The sequence below is a fragment of the Micromonospora sp. NPDC051925 genome (assembly GCF_044548625.1).
Classification (GTDB): Bacteria; Actinomycetota; Actinomycetes; order Mycobacteriales; family Micromonosporaceae; genus Micromonospora.
In genome coordinates, this window is sequence record NZ_JBIUCH010000021.1 from 21,215 (window position 1) to 39,759 (window position 18,545).

An 18,545-nucleotide genomic window follows, 5' to 3' on the forward strand; every position below is an offset into this window, starting at 1 on the left:
ACAACCGGGGTGCGCAGCGGCGCCGCGAAGGACGTCGGACTGCTCCGACGCCGGGTGGTCGTCGGGAGGGGGCAACGAGGACATGGCTGGCAACGGTGACCGTGCCGACGCCTGGACGTCGGAGCTCCGTGAACAGCAGGCGTCGCTCGGCGCCGACCTGGGCCCGGCCGACCCGGCCGCCTACACGATGCGCAAGCCGATCCCCGAGCCGATGCCCACCGACCGGCACGGCCCGGCCCGGATCATCGCGATGGCCAACCAGAAGGGTGGCGTCGGCAAGACCACCACCACCATCAACCTGGGCGCGGCGCTGGCCGAGTACGGCCGCAAGGTGCTGCTTGTCGACTTCGACCCGCAGGGCGCGCTCTCGGTGGGGTTGGGCGTCAACCCGCACAACCTCGACCTGTCGGTCTACAACCTGCTCATGCAGGACGACGTCACCGCCGAGGACGTCCTGATCAAGACGGACGTGGCCGGCCTGCACATCCTGCCCGCCAACATCGACCTCTCCGCCGCCGAGATCCAGCTGGTCAACGAGGTCGCCCGGGAGATGGCCCTGGCCCGGGTGCTGCGCAACGTGCGCAAGGAGTACGACTACATCCTGATCGACTGCCAGCCCTCGCTGGGCCTGCTGGCGATCAACGCGCTGACCGTCGCGCACGGTGTGCTCATCCCCCTCGAATGCGAGTTCTTCAGCCTGCGCGGGGTGGCGCTGCTGCTCGACACCATCGACAAGGTCCGCGAGCGGCTCAACTTCGACCTGGAACTCGAGGGCATTCTCGCCACCATGTACGACAGCCGCACCACCCACTGCCGGCAGGTGCTCCAGCGGGTGGTCGAGGCGTTCGGCGACAAGGTCTACCAGACCGTCATCACCAAGACGGTGAAGTTCCCCGAGTCCACGGTGGCCGGTGCGCCGATCACCACCCTCGACCCGGCCTCCTCGGGGGCCCGCAACTACCGGCAGTTGGCCCGTGAGGTGATCGCCGCCCAGGCCGACCGGTAGGCCGGGGTGCACCTTCGCACCGCCGCGCCCCGGACGGCGACGACGTCCGCGCCCGTGGTGTGGACTACGGTCGTCCGGTGACCGCGCCACCGCTGGACCCGCCGACGACCCCGGAGCAGCCGCCCGTGCCGGCCGCCGAGGTCGCCGCCGACGTGGCGACCGACCCGGCGGGCGTGCCACGGGCCGAGCAGAGCACCGGCTTCACCGTCCGGCTGGCGAACTTCACCGGCCCGTTCGACCTGCTGCTGCAACTGATCAGCAAGCACAAGCTGGACGTCACCGAGGTGGCGCTGCACACCGTCACCGACGAGTTCATCGCCTACATCCGCGCCATGGGCGACCAGTGGGACCTCGACGAGACCAGCGAGTTCCTGCTCATCGCCGCCACCCTGCTCGACCTGAAGGCGGCCCGGCTGCTGCCGTCGGCCGAGGTGGAGGACGAGGAGGACCTCGCCCTGCTGGAGGCCCGGGACCTGCTCTTCGCCCGGCTGTTGCAGTACAAGGCGTACAAGGAGGCGGCGGCGCACATCGCCGAGTTGGAGGCGGTCGGCGGCCGGCGCTACCCGCGCGCGGTAACCCTGGAGCCCCGGTACGCCGACGCGCTGCCCGACCTGGTGCTCGGCATCGGCCCCGAACGGCTGCTCAAGCTGGCGATCCGGGCGATGACCCCGAAACCGGTGCCCGAGGTCTCCATCGCGCACGTGCACATGGTCCGGGTCAGCGTCCGGGAGCACGCGGCGATCCTCGCCGAGCGGCTGCGCCGGGCCGGCATCGCCACCTTCGCGCTGCTCTGCGCCGACTGCGAGATCACCCTCGAGGTGGTGGCCCGCTTCCTGGCCCTGTTGGAGCTGTACCGGGAGGGGCTGGTCGCCTTCGTCCAGGAGGAGGCCCTGGAGGAGCTCACGGTGCGCTGGACCGGCCCCGCCGACGGCAACGCCGACCTGCACATCGACGAGTACGCCGGCACTCCCGCCGACGCCACCCCCGCCGACTCGTCGACCGCAGATCAGCCCAGCTCGTCGACCGTTGATCCGGCCGGTGTGACGGCCGCAACCGTCACCGCCTCGCCGACCGCAGAACTGGCGGGCGTGCCGGCTGCAGACCTCGCCGGCTCGTCCACCGCAGCTCGGGCCGGGGCGGCCGTGCCCGATGCCCGGTCCGCTGACGCCGCCGTGCCCGCCGATGCTGCCGTGCCCGCTGACGCTGACGCTGACGCTGCCGTGCCCGCCGACCCAGCGGGCGAGCCCGCACCGACGCAGGAGTGATCTGATGAGCGACGAGGAGCGCCGGGACTCGCTGGCCGATCAGGCCGCCGCCTGGATTCCCCCGTGGGACCGCCCCACCCCCGAGCAGAAGCCCGCTCCCACCCCCGCCGATCCCGACTCCGAGATCTTGGACAGTTCCCGTCCGCCAGGAACGGGAACTGTCCAAGATCTCACTGCCGACTGCGCCGTGCCGGCCGACAGCGGCCGGGACGGCGTCGTGCCGACCGGCGTCGTGCCGACCGGCGTCGTGCCGACCGGCGTCGTGCCGACCGGGGAACTGCCGGTGGCGGGCACCGGGGGCGGAACGGAACGTGCCAGGCCGGACCAGGCCAGGCCGGAGCAGGATGGCCCGGAGCAGGTCAAGCCGGACCAGGATGGCCCGGGGCGGGTCAGGTCGGACCAGACTGGGCCGGGACAGGGCGGGCCGGCCCAGGGCGGGTCGGTGGAAGGCGCGGGGGAGCGGGGCGCGGCCGGCGTACCGAAGCGGCAGCCGGCGGGTCGGCGGCGGGCGACGGTCGTGCCGGAGCCGGCCCCCGAGCTGGACGACGCGGAACTGCGCGGCGCGTTGGAGGCCATTCTGCTGGTGGTCGACGAGCCGGTCAGTGAGCTGGTGCTGGCCCAGGTGCTGGAGCAGAAGCCGGAGCGGATCGGGCCGGTGCTGGACGACATCGCCGCCGGCTACACCGCCGCCGGGCACGGTTTCGAGCTGCGCCGGGCGGCGGGTGGCTGGCGGCTCTACACCCGGCCGGAATACGCGACGCACGTCGAGCGGTTCGTGCTGGACGGGCAGTCGGTACGGCTGACCCAGGCCGCGTTGGAGACGCTCGCGGTGATCGCCTACAAGCAGCCGGTGACCCGGTCCCGGGTCTCGGCCATCCGGGGTGTCAACTGTGACGGGGTGCTCCGTACCCTGGTCTCCCGTGGGTTGGTCGAGGAGTGCGGCGCCGAACCGGACAGTGGGGCGTTCCTCTACCGGACCACCACGATGTTCCTGGAGAAGCTGGGCCTGAACTCGGTCGCCGACCTGCCCCCGCTCGCCCCGTTCCTCCCCGACGACGTAGAAGAGCTTGCCGATGCCACGCGATAACCGTTCCCCCAAACCCGACGCCCCCGTGTACGAGGGTGCCGAGCGTCTCCAGAAGGTGCTCGCCGCCGCCGGCGTGGGTTCCCGACGTGCCTGCGAGGACCTGATCTTCCGACGTCGGGTCACCGTCAACGGGCGGGTGGCGCAGCTCGGCGACAAGGCCGACCCGACCCACGACGTGATCCACGTCGACGGCGAACGTCTCCAGGTCGACAACCGCCTGGTCTACGTGGCGATGAACAAGCCGCGCGGGGTGGTCACCACCATGGCGGACGAGAAGGGCCGCAACGAGCTCGCCGAGTTCATCGGCAACCGGGTGGAGCAGCGGGTCTACCACGTCGGGCGGCTCGACGCGGACAGCGAGGGCCTGCTGTTGCTCACCAACGACGGAACCCTCACCCACAAGCTGATGCACCCGTCGTACCAGGTGCTCAAGACGTACCTGGCCGAGGTGGCCGGGCCGATCCCGCGCAACCTGGGCAAGCGGCTGCTGGCCGGCGTCGAGCTGGAGGACGGGCCGGTGAAGGTGGACTCGTTCAAGGTGGTGGACACGCTGGGCAAAACCGCCCAGGTGGAGCTGAGCCTGCACGAGGGGCGCAAGCACATCGTCCGGCGGCTGCTGGCCGAGGTCGGGCACCCGGTGTCCCGGCTGGTGCGTACCTCGATCGGGCCGATCAGGCTCGGTGACCTGCGCACCGGGCGGATCCGGCGGCTGACCAACGCGGAGGTCGCCGCCCTGTTCAAGGCCGTGGGTGACTGACCCCACGGGTACCGGGTACCGCTGCCGGTAGGCTTTCGGGCGGCCCACGGGTCACCGGGTGGCGCGGGTCGCCCCCGGCGACGGCGCGTGCGGCCGACCCGCGAGGCGCGGGCATGATGGACGACGAAGGACTACCGCTCAACGGCGCCGGAGCACCGGCGACCCGCGAGGTACGGGCTGAGGAGGACAACGGTGGAGGAAAACGTACGGGCCGGGCGCTGCGTGGTCGCTGTGGACGGGCCGTCCGGTTCGGGTAAGTCCACCGTCTCGCGGCGGCTCGCCGCCGGCCTCGGTGCCCGCTACCTGGACACCGGCGCGATGTACCGGGCGATCACCTGGGCGGTGCTGCGCTCCGGTGTCGACCTGACCGACGCCGCCGCCGTGGGCAAGGTCGCCGGCGAGGTCGAGCTGCGCATCGGCACCGACCCCCAGGGGTACGGCGTGACCGTCGACGGGGTGAGCGTCGACCAGGAGATCCGGGGTTCCGAGGTGACCGGTGCGGTCTCCGCGGTGGCTGCCGTGCCGGCGGTGCGGGCCCTGCTCGTCGCCCGGCAGCGGGAACTGATCGTCAATGCCGGCCGGATCGTGGTCGAGGGCCGTGACATCGGCGCGGTGGTGGCCCCGGACGCCGACCTGAAGGTCTACCTGACCGCCTCCGAGGCGGCCCGGGCCCGGCGGCGCAGCGCCGAGGACGCCGTCGACGTCGCGGCGACCGCCGCCGACCTGGCCCGGCGGGACCGGCTCGATTCCACCCGCAAGGTCGACCCGCTGCGGCAGTCTGCCGACGCGGTCGAACTGGACACCACCGAGCTGGGCATCGACGAGGTCGTCGCCCGGCTGCGCGAGCTGCTCACCGAGCGGGGAGTGGCATGAGCGACGGATGGGTGGAGCTGCGCGAACCGGAGGTCGCCGTCGAGGAACCGACCGGTCCGCAGCCCGTGGTGGCCGTGGTCGGCCGGCCCAACGTGGGCAAGTCGACCCTGGTCAACCGGATCATCGGCCGTCGGCAGGCGGTCGTGGAGGACGTCCCCGGGGTGACCCGGGACCGGGTGCCGTACGACGCCCAGTGGAACGGCCGGTCGTTCACCGTGGTGGACACCGGCGGTTGGGAGCCGGACGCGAAGGACCGTGCCGCGGCCATCGCGGCCCAGGCCGAGACGGCGGTGGTCACCGCCGACGTGGTGATCTTCGTGGTCGACGCCATGGTCGGCGCGACCGATGTGGACGAGGCCGCGGTGAAGATGCTGCGACGCAGCGCCAAGCCGGTGATCCTGGTGGCCAACAAGACCGACAACACCGCCATCGAGATGGAGGCGACCTCGCTGTGGTCGCTGGGTCTCGGCGAGCCGTACCCGGTCTCCGCGCTGCACGGTCGGGGCTCCGGGGAACTGCTCGACGCCATTCTGGACGCGTTGCCCGACGCCCCGAAGATCGTCGAGAACCGTCCTCGTGGCCCGCGTCGGGTGGCCCTGGTGGGCCGGCCCAACGTCGGTAAGTCGAGCCTGCTCAACCGGTTCTCCGGTGAGGAGCGGGCGGTCGTCGACTCGGTCGCCGGCACCACCGTCGACCCGGTGGACAGCCTGGTGGAGATCGGTGGCGAGACCTGGCAACTGGTCGACACCGCGGGCCTGCGCAAGCGGGTCGGCAAGGCCAGCGGCACCGAGTACTACGCCAGCCTGCGGACCGCCGGCGCCATCGAGGCGGCCGAGGTGGCGGTGGTGCTGCTCGACTCCAGCGAGCCGATCAGCGAGCAGGACCAGCGGATCCTGACGATGGTCGTCGAGGCCGGCCGGGCTTTGGTGATCGCCTTCAACAAGTGGGACCTGGTCGACGCCGACCGTCGGTACTACCTGGACAAGGAGATCGACCGGGAGCTGCGCCGGATTCCCTGGGCGATCCGGCTCAACCTGTCGGCGCAGACCGGCCGGGCGGTCGACAAGCTCGCCCCGGCGCTCCGCAAGGCGCTGGCGAGCTGGGAGACCCGGGTGCCGACGGCACTGCTCAACCAGTGGCTCACCGCCCTGGTCCAGGCCACCCCGCACCCGGTGCGCGGCGGCCGGGCACCGAAGATCCTCTTCGCCACCCAGGCGGGCGTCTCCCCGCCTCGGTTCGTGCTCTTCACCACCGCGCCGCTGGACGCCGGCTACCAGCGCTTCGTCGAGCGCAAGCTCCGCGAGGAGTTCGGCTTCGAGGGCAGCCCGGTGGAGATTTCGGTACGCCCCCGCAAGAAGCTCGGCCCCGGCGGCCGGGGCAAGGCGCACGGCTGACATACCTCAGGCCGCTCGACGTCGCCGAAAGGGGGCCGGCAACCCACCCGGCCCCCTTTCCTAGGATGCTCTAGGGATGGTGGCGGCCGGCGCTTCCGACGCGGCAGGGGCCTGTGCGCGCGGTGCGAAGATCCTGCGCTAAGCTGTACCGGCTGCCGCGGGGGAGACCGCGCGGGGAGCATCGGGACGTGGCGCAGCTTGGTAGCGCACTTGACTGGGGGTCAAGGGGTCGTCGGTTCGAATCCGGCCGTCCCGACAGGCGAAAAGCCCTGACCAGCGGGAACGCTGGTCAGGGCTTCGACCTTCTTCTATGGATATTTGAACCTCCCCCCGAAAACCCCCCGTTTACCGGGGTGGGCGGTCAGGTCCTTTCATCCATGTGCATCGTTGGGTGTTGTCGGTGTGGAACGATGGTGTCGGTGGGTGCCGAGCCGTTCGAGGATGTCGGAGACGTCCGGGGCTTGGACGGGTTTGGCGATGTAGTAGGTGTCGGTGACCTCCTCGCTGGAGTGTCCGAGCTGCGCGGACGCGCTCTTGGTGTCCTTCTCAACTCCCGGATCCAGCAGTACAACGCCCAGATCCCGGGAATCGTCAACGGCCTCCGGGCCACCGGCCAGCCTGTACGGATGGTCAGCATGTCCGCGGTGACCACTGCGGACATGTCCGACTCGTTGCACCCCAACAACACCGGGTATCGCAAGATGGCCGACGCCTTCGACCGCGCCGTCACCGCCGCCCAGGCGGAGGGTCTGATTGTGCCGCCGGTGCCCGGCGACACTGGCCCCTGCGTCGGCGAATCCTCGCCGTCACCGCCGTCGACGACGCCCACTCCGCCCGGCTGGAACTGGGTGGGTGAGATTGCTCCCGGCGTCGGTACAACCCGTGACCAGGTGCGGTTCGCCGATCTCAACGGCGACGGCCGCGCCGACTACCTGGTGGTCGGCGACCAGGGTCAGGTCAGAGCCTGGCTCAACACCGGCACCGGCAACAGCGTGGCGTGGACCTCCCAGGGCGGGATCGCCTCGGGCATCGGCGCGGCGGGCGACACCATCAGGTTCGAGGACGTCAACGGCGACCGCCGGGACGACTACCTGATGGTTGGCGAGTGCGGTCAGATCCGCGCCTGGCTCAACAACCGGGGGCGGCTCGGGCTCCGCGTGGTTTTCACTGGGCGAGATCGCCTCGGGCGTCGGCTACACCCGCGACACGATGGAACTGGCCGAGATCAACGGCGACCGTCGCGCCGACTATCTGGTCCTCGACGCCCAGGGCGGCGTCCGAGCATGTTTCAACAACGAGGCGGCGGGTGGGCCAGCACCGGCCAACCCATCGCCGATGCCGAACGACCCGACCCCGACCCCGCCACCGGGTAACAACGGCTCCGGGCCGATCGACGGTCTTCACCTCTGCGTCGCCAACCGCTGCCGGTAGAGCTGTGAACAGGGGAGGCGCGGAGGCGATCCGTCCGCGCCTCCCCTGCCGAGGCTCCTCGGCAGGGGAGGACGACGATGCCGGCGCTGTCGACGAGGACATCGGGCCGGCCGTGGTGATATCCGACATCAGCCATGGCCCGAGCGACGCTGGCCGGATCGGCGATGTCCAACTGTTGGCCCGTGACGGGCAGCCCGTCGGCCTGTAGCTCCTGAGCGGTGCGCACTGCGGCTTCCTCGGTACGGGCCGTCACGACTACGTGAACATCGACCGCAGCTATGCCCCGGGCGATGGCCTTGCCGAGTCCTCGGTTGACACCAGTGACAACAGCGACCCGCGTGACCCGTCGGTCGACGTGGCTAGCATTGCCTCATGGTTGAGGAGTTGATCAGTAAGGTGTCCGTCGGGGACGACCAAGCGATCGAGGAGTTGTCCGTCATCGCAGACGCCGATCCGGCAAGGCTGACGCCGTACCTCGGTTCCCTGCTCGACCGGGACGTGCTGTGGCCGGGGAAGTTGTTCCGGGCGGCGGACGCCGACGTGGTCCGCCGGGTCGTCGAGCGCATCGACGGCGGCCGGACGCCCGACCGGCTCAATCAACTGCTGATCATCCTGGCGCACTCCGGTCACCCGCTGGCCCAAAGCGCCCTGCGTCGCTGGTCGACGGAGCCGCCGGCCGGTGCGGACAAGCTGTACGTCGATGCGCTGAGCTACGCGCGGGAGGGGGGCTGGACGGTCGGTCCGGACGGCCGCCGGCGGGATCTGTGCGGCAGCGCCACGTATCGGTGGCTCATGCGCGACGCTCCGCTCCGTGCAGACGGTCTGACCTGTCCGTGGTGCGCGTCGCCACTGTGGACCGCTGCGGACCTTGACACCGCAGACCCCGTCGTCCGTGCCGCGCTGGAGCACACGGGCTGGTCCGGCCGGCTGGTGATCGAGACATGCCACTTCTGCGCCTGCTACACGACGCTGTACAGCCAGGTCACACCGGCCGGCGCCACCGCCTGGTGGACCGGCAACACCCGCCCGAGCTACCTCGGCTCCGCCGAAGCGGAGGATCCTCCGGCGCTGACACCGGCCCCGGGTGAGGCTCTCCAGAGCCCCTATCAGGCCAGCGCGTGGGATCAGGGCGGCTCGACGCTGGGCGGTCGGCCTGACTGGATCCAGGACGCCGAGCACGCCGACTGCCCCGGTTGCGGAGAACCGATGGACTACGTGGGTCTGATCGGCGGCGCCGACCTGAACGACTACGGCGAGGGCGCCTACTACCTGCACCTGCACCAGCGGTGCGGGTTCGCCGCGGTGAACTACCAACAAAGCTGACCACCCGGGCTATCCGTGGCGCACCCCTCGCACGCATACCGTGCACTCGGCGCGCGAGTCAGATCCACGTCCAGGGGCGGACGCCGTCCAGACCCGCCCGCGCCACCGCGCGCGACGCGGGTGAAGGAGGATATGGGTGTCGTCCAACGCGTTGTCGGCGGTGCCCCTGATAGGGGGCTGTGACCGGGCTCCGCGTAGGGCGGCGACTACTCGGCGTTCGTCCAGGTGGTGAGGTCCGCAGGCGAGCGGACCCACAACCGGGGCCACCTTCGGGGAGCCCTTCCGGGTCTGGTGACCCCTCGGTTACAGGTGGGCGGCGGACCGTTCCCTGTCGGGTTCATCTTGACGGTAGTAGGTAGGGGAGTGGCTGCAGAGTTGGCAGGCCAGAACCAGCGGGGCGAGGACGCTGGGTCGACCGCTGGTGTTCGGGCCGATCAACGTCTCGGCGGCGTGGGCGTACTTGCGGGCGGTTCTGACGTTCATGTCGAGCCGCCGGGCGGTCGCGCTGATCGACAGCCCTTCGGCCCGCAGGGCGTACACGGCTGCGTGGCGTTCGCGGGTGTTCGTCGCCCGGCGTCCGGTCCTCACCGGCTCGGCCCCGACCGGTGCGGCAGGAGCGGGTACCGGATCGGTGTGCTCTTTCAGGCAGCGGCGGTGCCCGCGAATTGTCTTCTCGACGGTGTCGCTGAGGTTGTTCAGTAGGTGCCATCGGTCGGCGACCTGGATCGCGTCCGGTGCCCCTTGCCGGGCGCCTTCGGCGTAGCTGCCCCCACGATCTCGGCAGATGATCTGCACTCCGGGGTGTTCCCGTAGCCATTCGGCGAGGGTGCCGGGTGGTGCGGTCGGGCAGGACGTCGATCGGCCTGCGGGTGTGCATGTCGACCAGCACGGTGGCGTGTCGGTGCCCGCGGTCCGGCGGTGCACCCGACGGACCGCTGCGCTCCGGCACCCGCTAACCGAGCTCGCGGACACGGCTCACCGGGGCAGCGTCCGCTGCTGCCGTACCGGACGCGTCGGCCGCAGGACGAGCCGCAGTAGCGCCGCGGTGTCCCGCTTGCCGTTGGCGTTGAGTGGGAAGGCGTCGATCGCCCGGATGGCCGCAGGTACAAGATAGGCCGGCAGAGCCTGGGCCAGGTGACCACGTAGGTCGAGTGGATCGCCGTCGACGTCGCCGCCGGGCTCCGCTTCCGACTGGACGTAGCACAGGGCCAGGCGGAGCACCTGCCCGTCGGCACCGGTGACCGGCAGGGCCACACAGTCGCGGACGCCCGGAACCTGGCGGGCGGCTGCCTCGATCTCACCAAGCTCGATCCGGAACCCGTTGATCTTGATCTGCCGGTCGTCCCGGCCGAGAAAGTGGAGGCAACCGGACGCGTCGAACACACCACGATCACCAGTCCGGTACATCCGTACGCGGCGATCCCCGATGTGGACGTGTACGAAGCGCTGCGTGGTCTGCTCCGGACGGCCCAGATAACCGGTGGCCAGCCCGGTGCCGGCGATGCAGATCTCTCCCGCTTGCCCGGGCGGGCACGGGCGATCGTCGGGGCCGAGGACGAACACCCGCGTCCCGGGTACCGGCGCGCCGACCGGTATGCCCTCCGGCACGTCGCAGTCCTCCAGCGTGATCCGGCGGGTGGTGGTGAGCATGCAACTCTCGGCGGGTCCGTACCCGTTGTGGACGGGTAGCCGCGGGTGTTCCTGGAGGCACCGTCGGACGTGGCTCGGTGACAGCTTCTCGCCACCGACGTAGAGCTGCCGCAGTCCGGCGAAGCTCTCCACGTCCTCGTCGACGAACAGGTTGAACAGTGAGGTAGTGAGCCAGAGTGTGTCGACGCCGACGGTCCGGATCAGCCGACGCAGCGTGCCCGGCAACAGGTGGTCCTCGCCTACCAGCACGCTGGTGCCGCCGCTGCACAGCTGCCCCCACAGCTCGAAGGCGTACATGTCCCAGGGCAGCGGCGCCACCTGCGGGGTGGCGTGGCCGGGACCGAACCCGGCCAGCCCGCCGTGGCCGAAGAGCCTCGTGACCGCCCGGTGCGGCGAGACGACTCCCTTCGGACCGCCAGTGGTGCCGGAGGTGAAGAACACCATCGCTGGTGTCATCCCGTCGACGTCCACCACGGACGCACCGGCCGGGTCCGCCCGGCGTGCCGCGACCCTCGCCAGGTCGTCGGTCGGGAAATCCTCGGGCGTGGCCACGAAGGCGGGGGCGACCTGCTCCAGGATCACCGACAGTCGCGACGGCGGCCAGCGTACGTCGAGCCCTGCGTACGCCGCGCCCCGCTTGAGCACGGCCAACTGGACCGCGACGAGCTGCGGAGAGCGTGGCAGCAACAGGGGCACCACCGCAGCCGGCCCCACGCCGTGTGCAGCCAGTTGGGCGGCGTAGACGTCGGCTGCGGCGTCGAGGATCCCGTAGGTGACAACCTCGCGCCCGTAGATGATCGCCGGCGCGTCGGGCCGCTGTGCCGCATGGCGGGCGACGCACGCGTGGACGGTCTCGGGCCGTCCGGCCGTGTCACCCACGAGCGCGTTCTCCCTGACCCTGCAGCTGGCCGACGAAGTCGGCCAGGCAGTCGCTTTCGAACAGCCAGATCGGCAGCGCCCGGCAGTCCGCCTCCCGCTCGATCCGGGCGCAGATACGGATGGCCTGCATCGAGGTGGCGCCGAAGTCGTAGAGGTTGTCACAGCGCCCGATCCGATCGACGCCGAGCACCTGGGCGGCGATTCGGGCGACGGAGGACTCCAGCGGGGTGGCGGGTTCCTCGTACGGGCTGTCCACGAACTCCTCGCGGGTTTCGGTCATGGGTGGACTCCTCTCTCGGGGCGGACCGAGAACCTATGGCGGTCGTTGCACTCGGTCCACAATCGTCCGGACCGCCACCCGTCCTGCGCCCCGGTTGGCGGATCAATTCGAACGCTACGACGGCGTCGGTGCCGTGGCTGGAGACGGCTTACACCGGCACTCACCTCGTCGGCCGCGACCGTCAGTTCCACGGCGGTCACCGGCGGCTCGCCCCGCCTGCGCTGCCGGCCGGGCATTCGTACCGGGCCGCCCAGCCGCCGACGTGGCCGTGTGCCGACCAGACGGGGGTGAAACGTAAGGTCCTCTCAGCCCAGCCGTCGAACTCAGATCCCACGGCCGGGTCCTCGTTCCGGATTACCCGTTGCACGGTGCGGAGGTGCGCCGGTGGCGGCCGCCTTTGTCATGACCGACTGGACGATCGAGGCGACGTCGGGATGTCGCAGCAGGTCGTGACGGGCCACGTCGACCCGGACCGTCTCGGTGGCGGCGGCGCCCGGCCACTCGGCCTCGCAGACATGGTGCCGGGACACGATCTGTACGGCGGGTCCGCCCCAGCGGGGCCACGACGCGTTGTGCGCGGCGATGAGATGACTCAACCAGTCCAGGTAGTAGTCCGCGACCATCGTGGCCTCAGTCCGAACGAGCCTCGGGTCGACGGTGCCTTTCCGGGCGGCACGTTCCCCCAGCTCCAGCAGGCTCTCGTGCATGCGCCGGAGAGCCTGCTCCGGCCGGTCACGCAGTTCGGCCGGTTCGAAGGCCGCGGGGGCGTGCCGCGCAGGGCTCAGCGACAGCAGCCCGCCCAGCTTCTCGACGCCGATCAGGTACTGCTCGCGTACGGACTCGGCGGTGGTGGGTTCACCGTCGAACAGGACCAGGGGCACGGGAGAGCCGCTGGCGGCGGTCAGACGCGCCGCCACCTCCTGGGCGATGGGCGCGGCCATGCAGTACGCCAGCACCGCCCGCACCTCGGTCCCGAACGGCCCGTGGCGGCGCCACAGGTGATCGGCGTATGCGGCTGCGGTCAGCTCCCGGGCGCGTGGCGGCTTGAGCAGGTGATGGACGGTGAAACCGTACGCCTCCAGTTCGAGCGACGACACGGGTGCCTCGGGCCGCCGACCGACGTAGTCGAAGACCAGAACGCTGCCGCGATGGTCCGTGCTCGTCGTGTCCTCGCCGGCCCGTCGCTGGTCCTGCATCTCTCCTCCGGTGGTGGATCGAGTCGGCTCGACTACCAGGGCGGGCGGTCGCGCGTAGTCGGGCGACTCAGGTCTCGGTGTTGGTGCCGAATTGCGCCAGCCGCGTGTTCCGGAATGAACCATCACGGTGTCCAGAATCGGAAAGTGAAGATGATCGGGCACCCGCCGCAAAGATACCGGTGGCGGCTCCGGGCGGCAACGAATCGCCCGCCGGGGCCATTCCAAAATTGAATTAATGGCAGATTCCGGATCGTCGCCGAATCCTGCGTCTTCGCCAGCGTGGGTCCTTTCCGGAGGCGTGCGGCACGACGTGGATCGTCCAGCCTGCGGGCCGGCGGTGTCCAGGTTGGGGAGGCTTGTCCCGCCAGCGGGACAATGACCGCGCCACGCGTGTCGGGTGGCTCGACTGCTCCGTGCGGGTCGTTGCCATGGTCGGGGCTCGACCTGCGGTCCGGACGGCTTGGGGTGCTCGCCGTCATCAAGGGCTGCGACGGGCTGATGCGACGGTGGCGGTCGGCTCAGCCCACCTCTGCGGGCGGGGGCGTCCGGGGTGGGATGACGTCGGTTCCGGCTGATCGGCCGACCGTCGCGCGTCGGGCGATCGCGGCAGATAACAGCACGTCAATGCCGCAGTGGGTCCGTGCATGGCCCTGACTCCATTGCGGCTTGAGGGGCCTTGTCTGAATTGTGTGCTGACAGGGCTAAATTACGGAACTGGCCCGATTTCTGGTGGGTGCAGAGATCAGCCATGGCATCGCTGGTAGGAACCTCGACCCGAGCACGAGGTCCGCGCCACGAGACGTCACCTACGACGAGGGCCGTTCCCAGATCAGCGCCGGCGCCGGACCCCGGGTGATGGCCGCCCTCCGCAACGCCGCCATCAACGCCCTGCATGTGATCGGGATCGCCAACATCGCCGCCGCCAACCGCCACCGCGCCCGCGGCAGCACCCGCCCACTGGCCCTACTCGGCATCACCTGACGACTTTGCCGGGCTCCTGGTCGCCGCATCTGGCAAGCGATGATCAACCGGGCGACCGAACATCGCAGGGCACTATTGGTCGGGTCGGTATTGGGGAGTCCTGGTGTTCGACGGGGCACCCCGCGTGGCCGACGACATCGGTGGACATCGCTGACTCTGATTGATAGATTACGAAAGTCAGCCATGACACGGGGAGGTACCAAGATGGCTATTTCTATGTGTTGCGATCCGGAGTCGGCGATCGGGATGCCCGGCGAGGACTGAGTCGGCCGGATCGTTTCTCGGCTGATTGCGCACACTCGGCACTCTTCAATCATGATTGCTGTGGTCGGATCCGCCTGCGGCTTCCTGGACGCGGGATTAGGCGTGATTCCCGGAATCCGCGCCGATGGGTCATGCCGTGTTTGTGCTCTCCAGTACGGGTAAACGGCTGGTCCGCTCCGAACTGTGGAAACGCGGTCGTCCTGATCGGGACGGTCTTGGCTCCTACATTGGTTTTCGGCAGGCTGGCCAGCCGCTCCTGCGCCACTTTCTCAATCGAAAAGAGCTCCGGCAAGGCACGAGCATGTCGTTGACGTTTGGGCTGAACACGTACCCATGTTCATGACGTGGTTGTCCGTACGCGGACATCTTGGTCTGTTGCTGAAAGGTTGTGGAATGACGAGATCCGCTGTCGCTGTGAAGATTCGCTCGTCCGGGGCCCAACCCGGCTGTGCGAACCCGCCGTGCCAGGGCCGTCCGAGGTCGAGCGACCCGGTCCTCGTGACCAGGGTCGGGCTCCAGATTCCGCCGGAGCTGACCTACGACGGGTGGGAGCAGGCCGGGAAGCGGATCGCCGACGTGGTGGACTCCTCCGCGTGGTGCCTGGGAGACTGGCTGCTCTATGGCCAGGACCGGTACTCGGACCGCTACCGCAGGGCCGTGGAGGCCGTCGGGCTCGACTACCAGACCATCCGCAACTACGTCTGGGTCGCCCGTCGGTTCGGCCTGGCCCGCAGGCGCAGCACACTGAGCTTCCAGCACCATGCCGAGGTCGCCGCGCTGCCTGACGCCGAACAGGATCGATGGCTCGACCTGGCGGAGCAGGGTCAGTGGTCGCGCAACGAACTGCGGCGACAGGTCAGGGCCGCGGCCCGGGGGCTGGGTACCGACAAGCTTCCAGCGGCGGGCGTGCCTCGCCTCGAGGTTCAGCAGGAGCGCATCGAACGTTGGCGCACCGCCGCCGAGTTGTCCGAACGTAGCCTGGAGTCCTGGATGCTCTCCTGCCTCGACGCGCAGGCCGAGGCGGTGCTGTCCCAGCAGGATGCCTCGGAGCCCCCGGCGCCGGACAAGCTGGGCGGTGTGCACTGACGTGAACGCCGCTCGCGGCATGCGCTGACGCGCCACTCATATCGTCCGTCCTCATGATCCGCACCCGATGCTCCGGCGACCGGATCGCCGATGCCTGCGGCGGCCACCACACCGTGGCGCGGTGCCGTACTCCATCCCTTCTTCACAGCAGTGTGAGGCGACTTGTGATGCGCAACTCGTACGACGGCCCTCACGACGACTTCCTGCTCCTGGCCAGCGGGCTGAACCAGCACTTGCTGCGGCCCACCGGCGTCAACGTGCCCGGTGGGTGGACCGTCGTGCACGCGGTCGGCGACCGGCAACGGCGCCTGGACTTGTGCGACGTGCGCTGGACGGAACTGCGGCCGACGGCCCTCGGCGTCGACGGTGCACCGTGAGCATGAGCCGGTCACTCGCGCTGGCGTTGGAGTTCAGGGGCACCGGCGACGCCGCGGACTTCGGCTTCCTCGAGCGTGACGAATCGCCCGTGGACCTCATCCGAGTTGATCCGCTGGCTCATCACGTGGAGCGGGCGCTGAGCTTAGACGAGCAAGCCGAACTCATCCTCGGGCAGATGCCCGCCGGGCCCGCTCTGGTGCTGGGATACTGCGGCACCGCCGCCGTCGCTCTACACGTCGCGACGCTCGCCGACGCCGAGTCGGTGCTCGTCGACCCCTACCCGATCACCGCTGACGACATGTACCGGGACGTCGCCCACCTCGCCGCGTCGCTGCAGATCGACACTGCGGTCTTCGGGGAGCCCGCCGCAACGCCGGACCTCACCCGGTGGGAGGCGGCGCTGCTGTCGTCACGCGCCGCCATGGCCGCGCGCCACGGTGGCGATCCACAGGCGTTCGAGCTGGTCGACGATCTTCTCAGCCGCTACCGGTCCTGGCTTCGGTTCCTGTACGCGAGCACCGCCGCGCGACCTGTCCACCCGGCAAGGCCGGTGACGGTGGTGACCACCAAACCACCGGTGGCTCTGGGGCCGCTACTCGATGCTGCAGTGCGGCCGACGAGCTGCCAGTTGCCGGACACCGGCGACGCGCTCGACTCCGCCGACGTCAGAAGGCTCATCAGAGCGATGGTGCGGCAGCACACGGAAGGTGACCGGCAACCATGATCGGAGTGGGTGGGCATCCTGCGGTGGACAGTGGCGACCTGCAGGAGGTGATCCGAGCCAGGGCCGCGGCGGCACCAGACTCTGTCGCCGTGTCGGCCGACGGCGGCTGTTTGACCTACCGTGCGCTGATCGAGCGATCAGAGCGGCTCGCCCGTCGGCTGCGGCGTGCCGGCGCGGAACCGGACAGCTTTGTCGGAGTGGTGGCCGACCGTTCCGCCGACACGATCGTGCGCATGCTTGGCGCCCTGATGTCCGGCGCTGCCTATGTGCCGATGGCACCGGACCTGCCCGCCGACCGCCTGCGGATCATTGCGTCCGACGCGGCGATTCGACTGGTCACCGGCCCTGATGCGCAGATCGCCGAAGAGATCGGTGGCACCTTCGTATCCGCCGATCCGGCGGCGGACGCCACCGATGTCCCCCTTCCCACGGTCGATCCCGAGCATGCCGCCTACGCGATATTCACCTCCGGATCGACCGGCCGTCCCAAAGGGGTGGTGGTCACCCATCGGGCCCTCGCCGAGTCGACTTTGAGCCGGTTCGGCGTCTATCCCGCCCCGGCCGCGTACGCCATGCTCGCGCCCCCGACCATCGACGCCGCCGTCGCCGGGATCTACTTCACGCTGGCCGCGGGCGGGCGGTTGGTGCTGCCACACGACGACGAGGTCCGCGACCCGCAGTTGCTCGCCGACCTGGTGGTGCACCAGGAGGTCAGCCACCTGGACGGGCTACCTTCGCAGTACGCGGCGCTGCTGCGTTTCCAGGCGGACGCGCTGCGCGCCCTGCGCTGTGTCGTCCTGGGCGGCGAGACGTTGCCGTTCTCGGTCGCCCAGCAGCACCTGGCTCTGTTTCCGGCGACGTTGCTGTTCAACGAGTACGGCCCCACCGAGAGCACGGTGTGGACCACTGCGCATCAGTGCACTCAGGCGGATCGGGGGCCGCTGGTGCCGATCGGCCGGCCGCGGCCCGGCGTCCGGGTCACCGTACGCGGCGAGGACCTGCGCCTTGTGCCGCCAGGGACGATTGGTGAGCTGTGCGTCGCTGGCAGCGGCCTCGCCCGTGGCTATCTGGCCCGTCCCGGACTGACCGCGCAACGATTCGTCGCCGACCCCGACCCGGGACATCCGGGCCAGCGGATGTACCGCACCGGGGATCTCGCGCACGTCGACGAGTCCGGTGTCCTGTTCTTTCACGGCCGGACGGACCACCTCGTGAAGGTCCGGGGATTCCGCGTGGAGCTCGGCGAGGTCGAGACCCGACTGCTGGAGCACCCGGACGTGGAGGACGTCGCGGTCGTCGCCCATCAGGCGGCGACCGGCGTGCGGCTCGTCGCCGTCGTCGTCCCGGAGGCGGGTACGGAGGTGACTGTCCGTGACCTCGTGACGTTCGCCGGCAGGCTACTTCCGGCATACATGATCCCGGCGCTGTGGCGGCAGGTCGACGCGCTGCCGCTGACTGACGCCGGGAAGGTCGACCGAGTGGCGCTGGGTTCCGCCGCGCCGAGCGTCGGCCGTCCGCTGACCAGCCTGCCCGTACCACGATGAATTTGCGACGCAGCCGACGCGCCAGCTGAGGAGATAACTCACAGATGACCGGACCGTCTCAGGAAACCCCGTCGGCCCCGCGCGGCGAAGCCGCCGACCTCGGCGACTACGTTCTGACGTTGACGCGTGACCTGCTGGAACGAAACGACGTCACGCTCGACGACGACTTCTTCTCGATGGGCGGTGACAGCATCGTCGCGATGCACCTCGTCGGCCAGATCGCCCGGCGGCTGGGCCTGCGGGTGCAGGTGACGATGCTGTTCGCCAACCCCAGGCTGGCCGACTTCGTCGCTGGCATCGAGCGTTTGCAGGAGGAGGCCGAGGAGGCAGCCGGAGCCCCTGATGATGCGTCGCTGACGGCGGCACTGGCTGCGGCACGCCGTGACGAGGGCATGACCGGTGCGGCGTGAGCTGAGTCCGCGGCAGG

General features: G+C 70.1%; 18 protein-coding genes, 1 tRNA gene and 2 pseudogenes. 15 read left to right on the forward strand and 6 right to left on the reverse strand.

All coding sequences use genetic code 11. The features are described from left to right. Nucleotides 1-82: 82 nt before the first annotated feature. The 8 genes from ACIG87_RS25545 (at nt 83) to ACIG87_RS25580 (ending at nt 7,755) form a co-directional block, all read left to right on the forward strand. A complete protein-coding gene (locus tag ACIG87_RS25545; RefSeq protein ID WP_334493009.1) occupies nt 83-1,006 on the forward strand; it encodes an AAA family ATPase in 924 nt (307 codons plus the stop codon). A gap of 77 nt (nt 1,007-1,083) precedes the next feature. Next, nucleotides 1,084-2,271 carry a segregation and condensation protein A gene (locus ACIG87_RS25550; RefSeq protein ID WP_396853833.1) on the forward strand — a complete coding sequence of 396 codons (1,188 nt, stop codon included), beginning with the start codon at nt 1,084-1,086 and terminating at the stop codon, nt 2,269-2,271. 262 nt (nt 2,272-2,533) lie between these two features. Continuing rightward, nucleotides 2,534-3,358, forward strand: coding sequence for an SMC-Scp complex subunit ScpB (scpB, locus tag ACIG87_RS25555; protein ID WP_396853976.1), 825 nt, complete (start codon nt 2,534-2,536; stop codon nt 3,356-3,358). After that, complete coding sequence (locus ACIG87_RS25560) at nt 3,345-4,115, forward strand: pseudouridine synthase (RefSeq protein WP_396853835.1); 771 nt, start codon at nt 3,345-3,347, stop codon at nt 4,113-4,115. Before scpB ends, ACIG87_RS25560 begins: the two co-directional genes overlap by 14 nt. A 192-nt stretch (nt 4,116-4,307) precedes the next feature. Continuing rightward, nucleotides 4,308-4,988 carry a (d)CMP kinase gene (gene cmk / locus ACIG87_RS25565; RefSeq protein ID WP_396853837.1) on the forward strand — a complete coding sequence of 227 codons (681 nt, stop codon included), beginning with the start codon at nt 4,308-4,310 and terminating at the stop codon, nt 4,986-4,988. Next, nucleotides 4,985-6,382, forward strand: coding sequence for a ribosome biogenesis GTPase Der (gene der, locus ACIG87_RS25570; RefSeq protein ID WP_396853839.1), 1,398 nt, complete (start codon nt 4,985-4,987; stop codon nt 6,380-6,382). The genes cmk and der overlap by 4 nt, the downstream gene beginning before the upstream one ends. A 182-nt stretch (nt 6,383-6,564) precedes the next feature. Beyond that, a tRNA-Pro gene (locus ACIG87_RS25575) sits at nt 6,565-6,638 on the forward strand. 253 nt (nt 6,639-6,891) lie between these two features. After that, nucleotides 6,892-7,755: an FG-GAP-like repeat-containing protein gene (locus ACIG87_RS25580; protein WP_396853841.1), complete on the forward strand. Its 864-nt coding sequence runs from the start codon at nt 6,892-6,894 to the stop codon at nt 7,753-7,755. Here ACIG87_RS25580 and ACIG87_RS25585 read toward each other — a convergent pair. Next, nucleotides 7,671-8,138, reverse strand: a pseudogene (locus ACIG87_RS25585) (SDR family NAD(P)-dependent oxidoreductase); the annotation flags it as partial. The gene ACIG87_RS25580 and the pseudogene ACIG87_RS25585 sit on opposite strands and share 85 nt — an antisense overlap. Nucleotides 8,139-8,185: 47 nt before the next feature. Between ACIG87_RS25585 and ACIG87_RS25590 the strand changes: the two are divergent. Beyond that, nucleotides 8,186-9,136 (forward strand): hypothetical protein, encoded by a 951-nt coding sequence (locus tag ACIG87_RS25590; protein WP_396853842.1) that lies wholly within the window; start codon nt 8,186-8,188, stop codon nt 9,134-9,136. 303 nt (nt 9,137-9,439) lie between these two features. Here the strand turns inward: ACIG87_RS25590 and ACIG87_RS25595 are convergent, their stop codons facing one another. From ACIG87_RS25595 to ACIG87_RS25615, 5 genes and pseudogenes are all read right to left on the reverse strand, one after another. Further along, nucleotides 9,440-9,724 (reverse strand): helix-turn-helix domain-containing protein, encoded by a 285-nt coding sequence (locus ACIG87_RS25595; RefSeq protein WP_396853979.1) that lies wholly within the window; start codon nt 9,722-9,724, stop codon nt 9,440-9,442. A gap of 42 nt (nt 9,725-9,766) precedes the next feature. Next, a pseudogene (locus ACIG87_RS25600) lies at nt 9,767-10,108 on the reverse strand (transposase); the annotation flags it as partial. A 3-nt stretch (nt 10,109-10,111) separates the two neighbouring features. Then, nucleotides 10,112-11,665: an amino acid adenylation domain-containing protein gene (locus tag ACIG87_RS25605; protein WP_396853843.1), complete on the reverse strand. Its 1,554-nt coding sequence runs from the start codon at nt 11,663-11,665 to the stop codon at nt 10,112-10,114. Continuing rightward, the gene (locus ACIG87_RS25610) at nt 11,658-11,945 is read right to left on the reverse strand and encodes a phosphopantetheine-binding protein (RefSeq protein WP_396853845.1); all 288 of its coding nucleotides are present in this window, start codon (nt 11,943-11,945) and stop codon (nt 11,658-11,660) included. Before ACIG87_RS25610 ends, ACIG87_RS25605 begins: the two co-directional genes overlap by 8 nt. A gap of 323 nt (nt 11,946-12,268) precedes the next feature. Continuing rightward, nucleotides 12,269-13,141, reverse strand: a complete 873-nt coding sequence (locus tag ACIG87_RS25615; protein WP_396853847.1) for a hypothetical protein — start codon at nt 13,139-13,141, stop codon at nt 12,269-12,271. 729 nt (nt 13,142-13,870) lie between these two features. On the opposite strand from ACIG87_RS25615, the gene ACIG87_RS25620 reads away from it, so the two are divergent. The 6 genes from ACIG87_RS25620 to ACIG87_RS25645 all read left to right on the forward strand — a co-directional run bounded on the left by ACIG87_RS25620 (nt 13,871) and on the right by ACIG87_RS25645 (nt 18,528). Continuing rightward, nucleotides 13,871-14,122 carry a hypothetical protein gene (locus ACIG87_RS25620; protein ID WP_396853848.1) on the forward strand — a complete coding sequence of 84 codons (252 nt, stop codon included), beginning with the start codon at nt 13,871-13,873 and terminating at the stop codon, nt 14,120-14,122. Nucleotides 14,123-14,884: 762 nt separating this feature from the next. Next, nucleotides 14,885-15,472: an LmbU family transcriptional regulator gene (locus ACIG87_RS25625; protein ID WP_396853849.1), complete on the forward strand. Its 588-nt coding sequence runs from the start codon at nt 14,885-14,887 to the stop codon at nt 15,470-15,472. Between the two features lie 167 nt (nt 15,473-15,639). Next, nucleotides 15,640-15,849, forward strand: a complete 210-nt coding sequence (locus ACIG87_RS25630; RefSeq protein ID WP_396853850.1) for an MbtH family NRPS accessory protein — start codon at nt 15,640-15,642, stop codon at nt 15,847-15,849. A 2-nt stretch (nt 15,850-15,851) separates the two neighbouring features. Beyond that, nucleotides 15,852-16,574 (forward strand): hypothetical protein, encoded by a 723-nt coding sequence (locus ACIG87_RS25635; RefSeq protein WP_396853852.1) that lies wholly within the window; start codon nt 15,852-15,854, stop codon nt 16,572-16,574. Further along, entirely contained in the window at nt 16,571-18,118 is a 1,548-nt protein-coding gene (locus ACIG87_RS25640) for an amino acid adenylation domain-containing protein (RefSeq protein WP_396853854.1), read from the forward strand. The genes ACIG87_RS25635 and ACIG87_RS25640 overlap by 4 nt, the downstream gene beginning before the upstream one ends. A 44-nt stretch (nt 18,119-18,162) precedes the next feature. Beyond that, on the forward strand, nt 18,163-18,528 hold the full coding sequence (locus ACIG87_RS25645; protein ID WP_396853855.1) for an acyl carrier protein: 366 nt from the start codon (nt 18,163-18,165) through the stop codon (nt 18,526-18,528). Nucleotides 18,529-18,545 lie beyond the last annotated feature (17 nt).

Excerpts from the sequence above, each read along its gene's own strand:
- ACIG87_RS25630 (WP_396853850.1), top strand. The coding sequence starts at position 15,640 with ATGCGCAACTCGTACGACGGCCCTCACGACGACTTCCTGCTCCTGGCC.
- der (WP_396853839.1), top strand. The coding sequence starts at position 4,985 with ATGAGCGACGGATGGGTGGAGCTGCGCGAACCGGAGGTCGCCGTCGAG.
- ACIG87_RS25610 (WP_396853845.1), bottom strand. The coding sequence starts at position 11,945 with ATGACCGAAACCCGCGAGGAGTTCGTGGACAGCCCGTACGAGGAACCC.
- ACIG87_RS25615 (WP_396853847.1), bottom strand. The coding sequence starts at position 13,141 with ATGCAGGACCAGCGACGGGCCGGCGAGGACACGACGAGCACGGACCAT.
- ACIG87_RS25545 (WP_334493009.1), top strand. The coding sequence starts at position 83 with ATGGCTGGCAACGGTGACCGTGCCGACGCCTGGACGTCGGAGCTCCGT.
- ACIG87_RS25645 (WP_396853855.1), top strand. The coding sequence starts at position 18,163 with ATGACCGGACCGTCTCAGGAAACCCCGTCGGCCCCGCGCGGCGAAGCC.
- ACIG87_RS25590 (WP_396853842.1), top strand. The coding sequence starts at position 8,186 with ATGGTTGAGGAGTTGATCAGTAAGGTGTCCGTCGGGGACGACCAAGCG.
- ACIG87_RS25635 (WP_396853852.1), top strand. The coding sequence starts at position 15,852 with ATGAGCCGGTCACTCGCGCTGGCGTTGGAGTTCAGGGGCACCGGCGAC.
- ACIG87_RS25640 (WP_396853854.1), top strand. The coding sequence starts at position 16,571 with ATGATCGGAGTGGGTGGGCATCCTGCGGTGGACAGTGGCGACCTGCAG.
- ACIG87_RS25560 (WP_396853835.1), top strand. The coding sequence starts at position 3,345 with ATGCCACGCGATAACCGTTCCCCCAAACCCGACGCCCCCGTGTACGAG.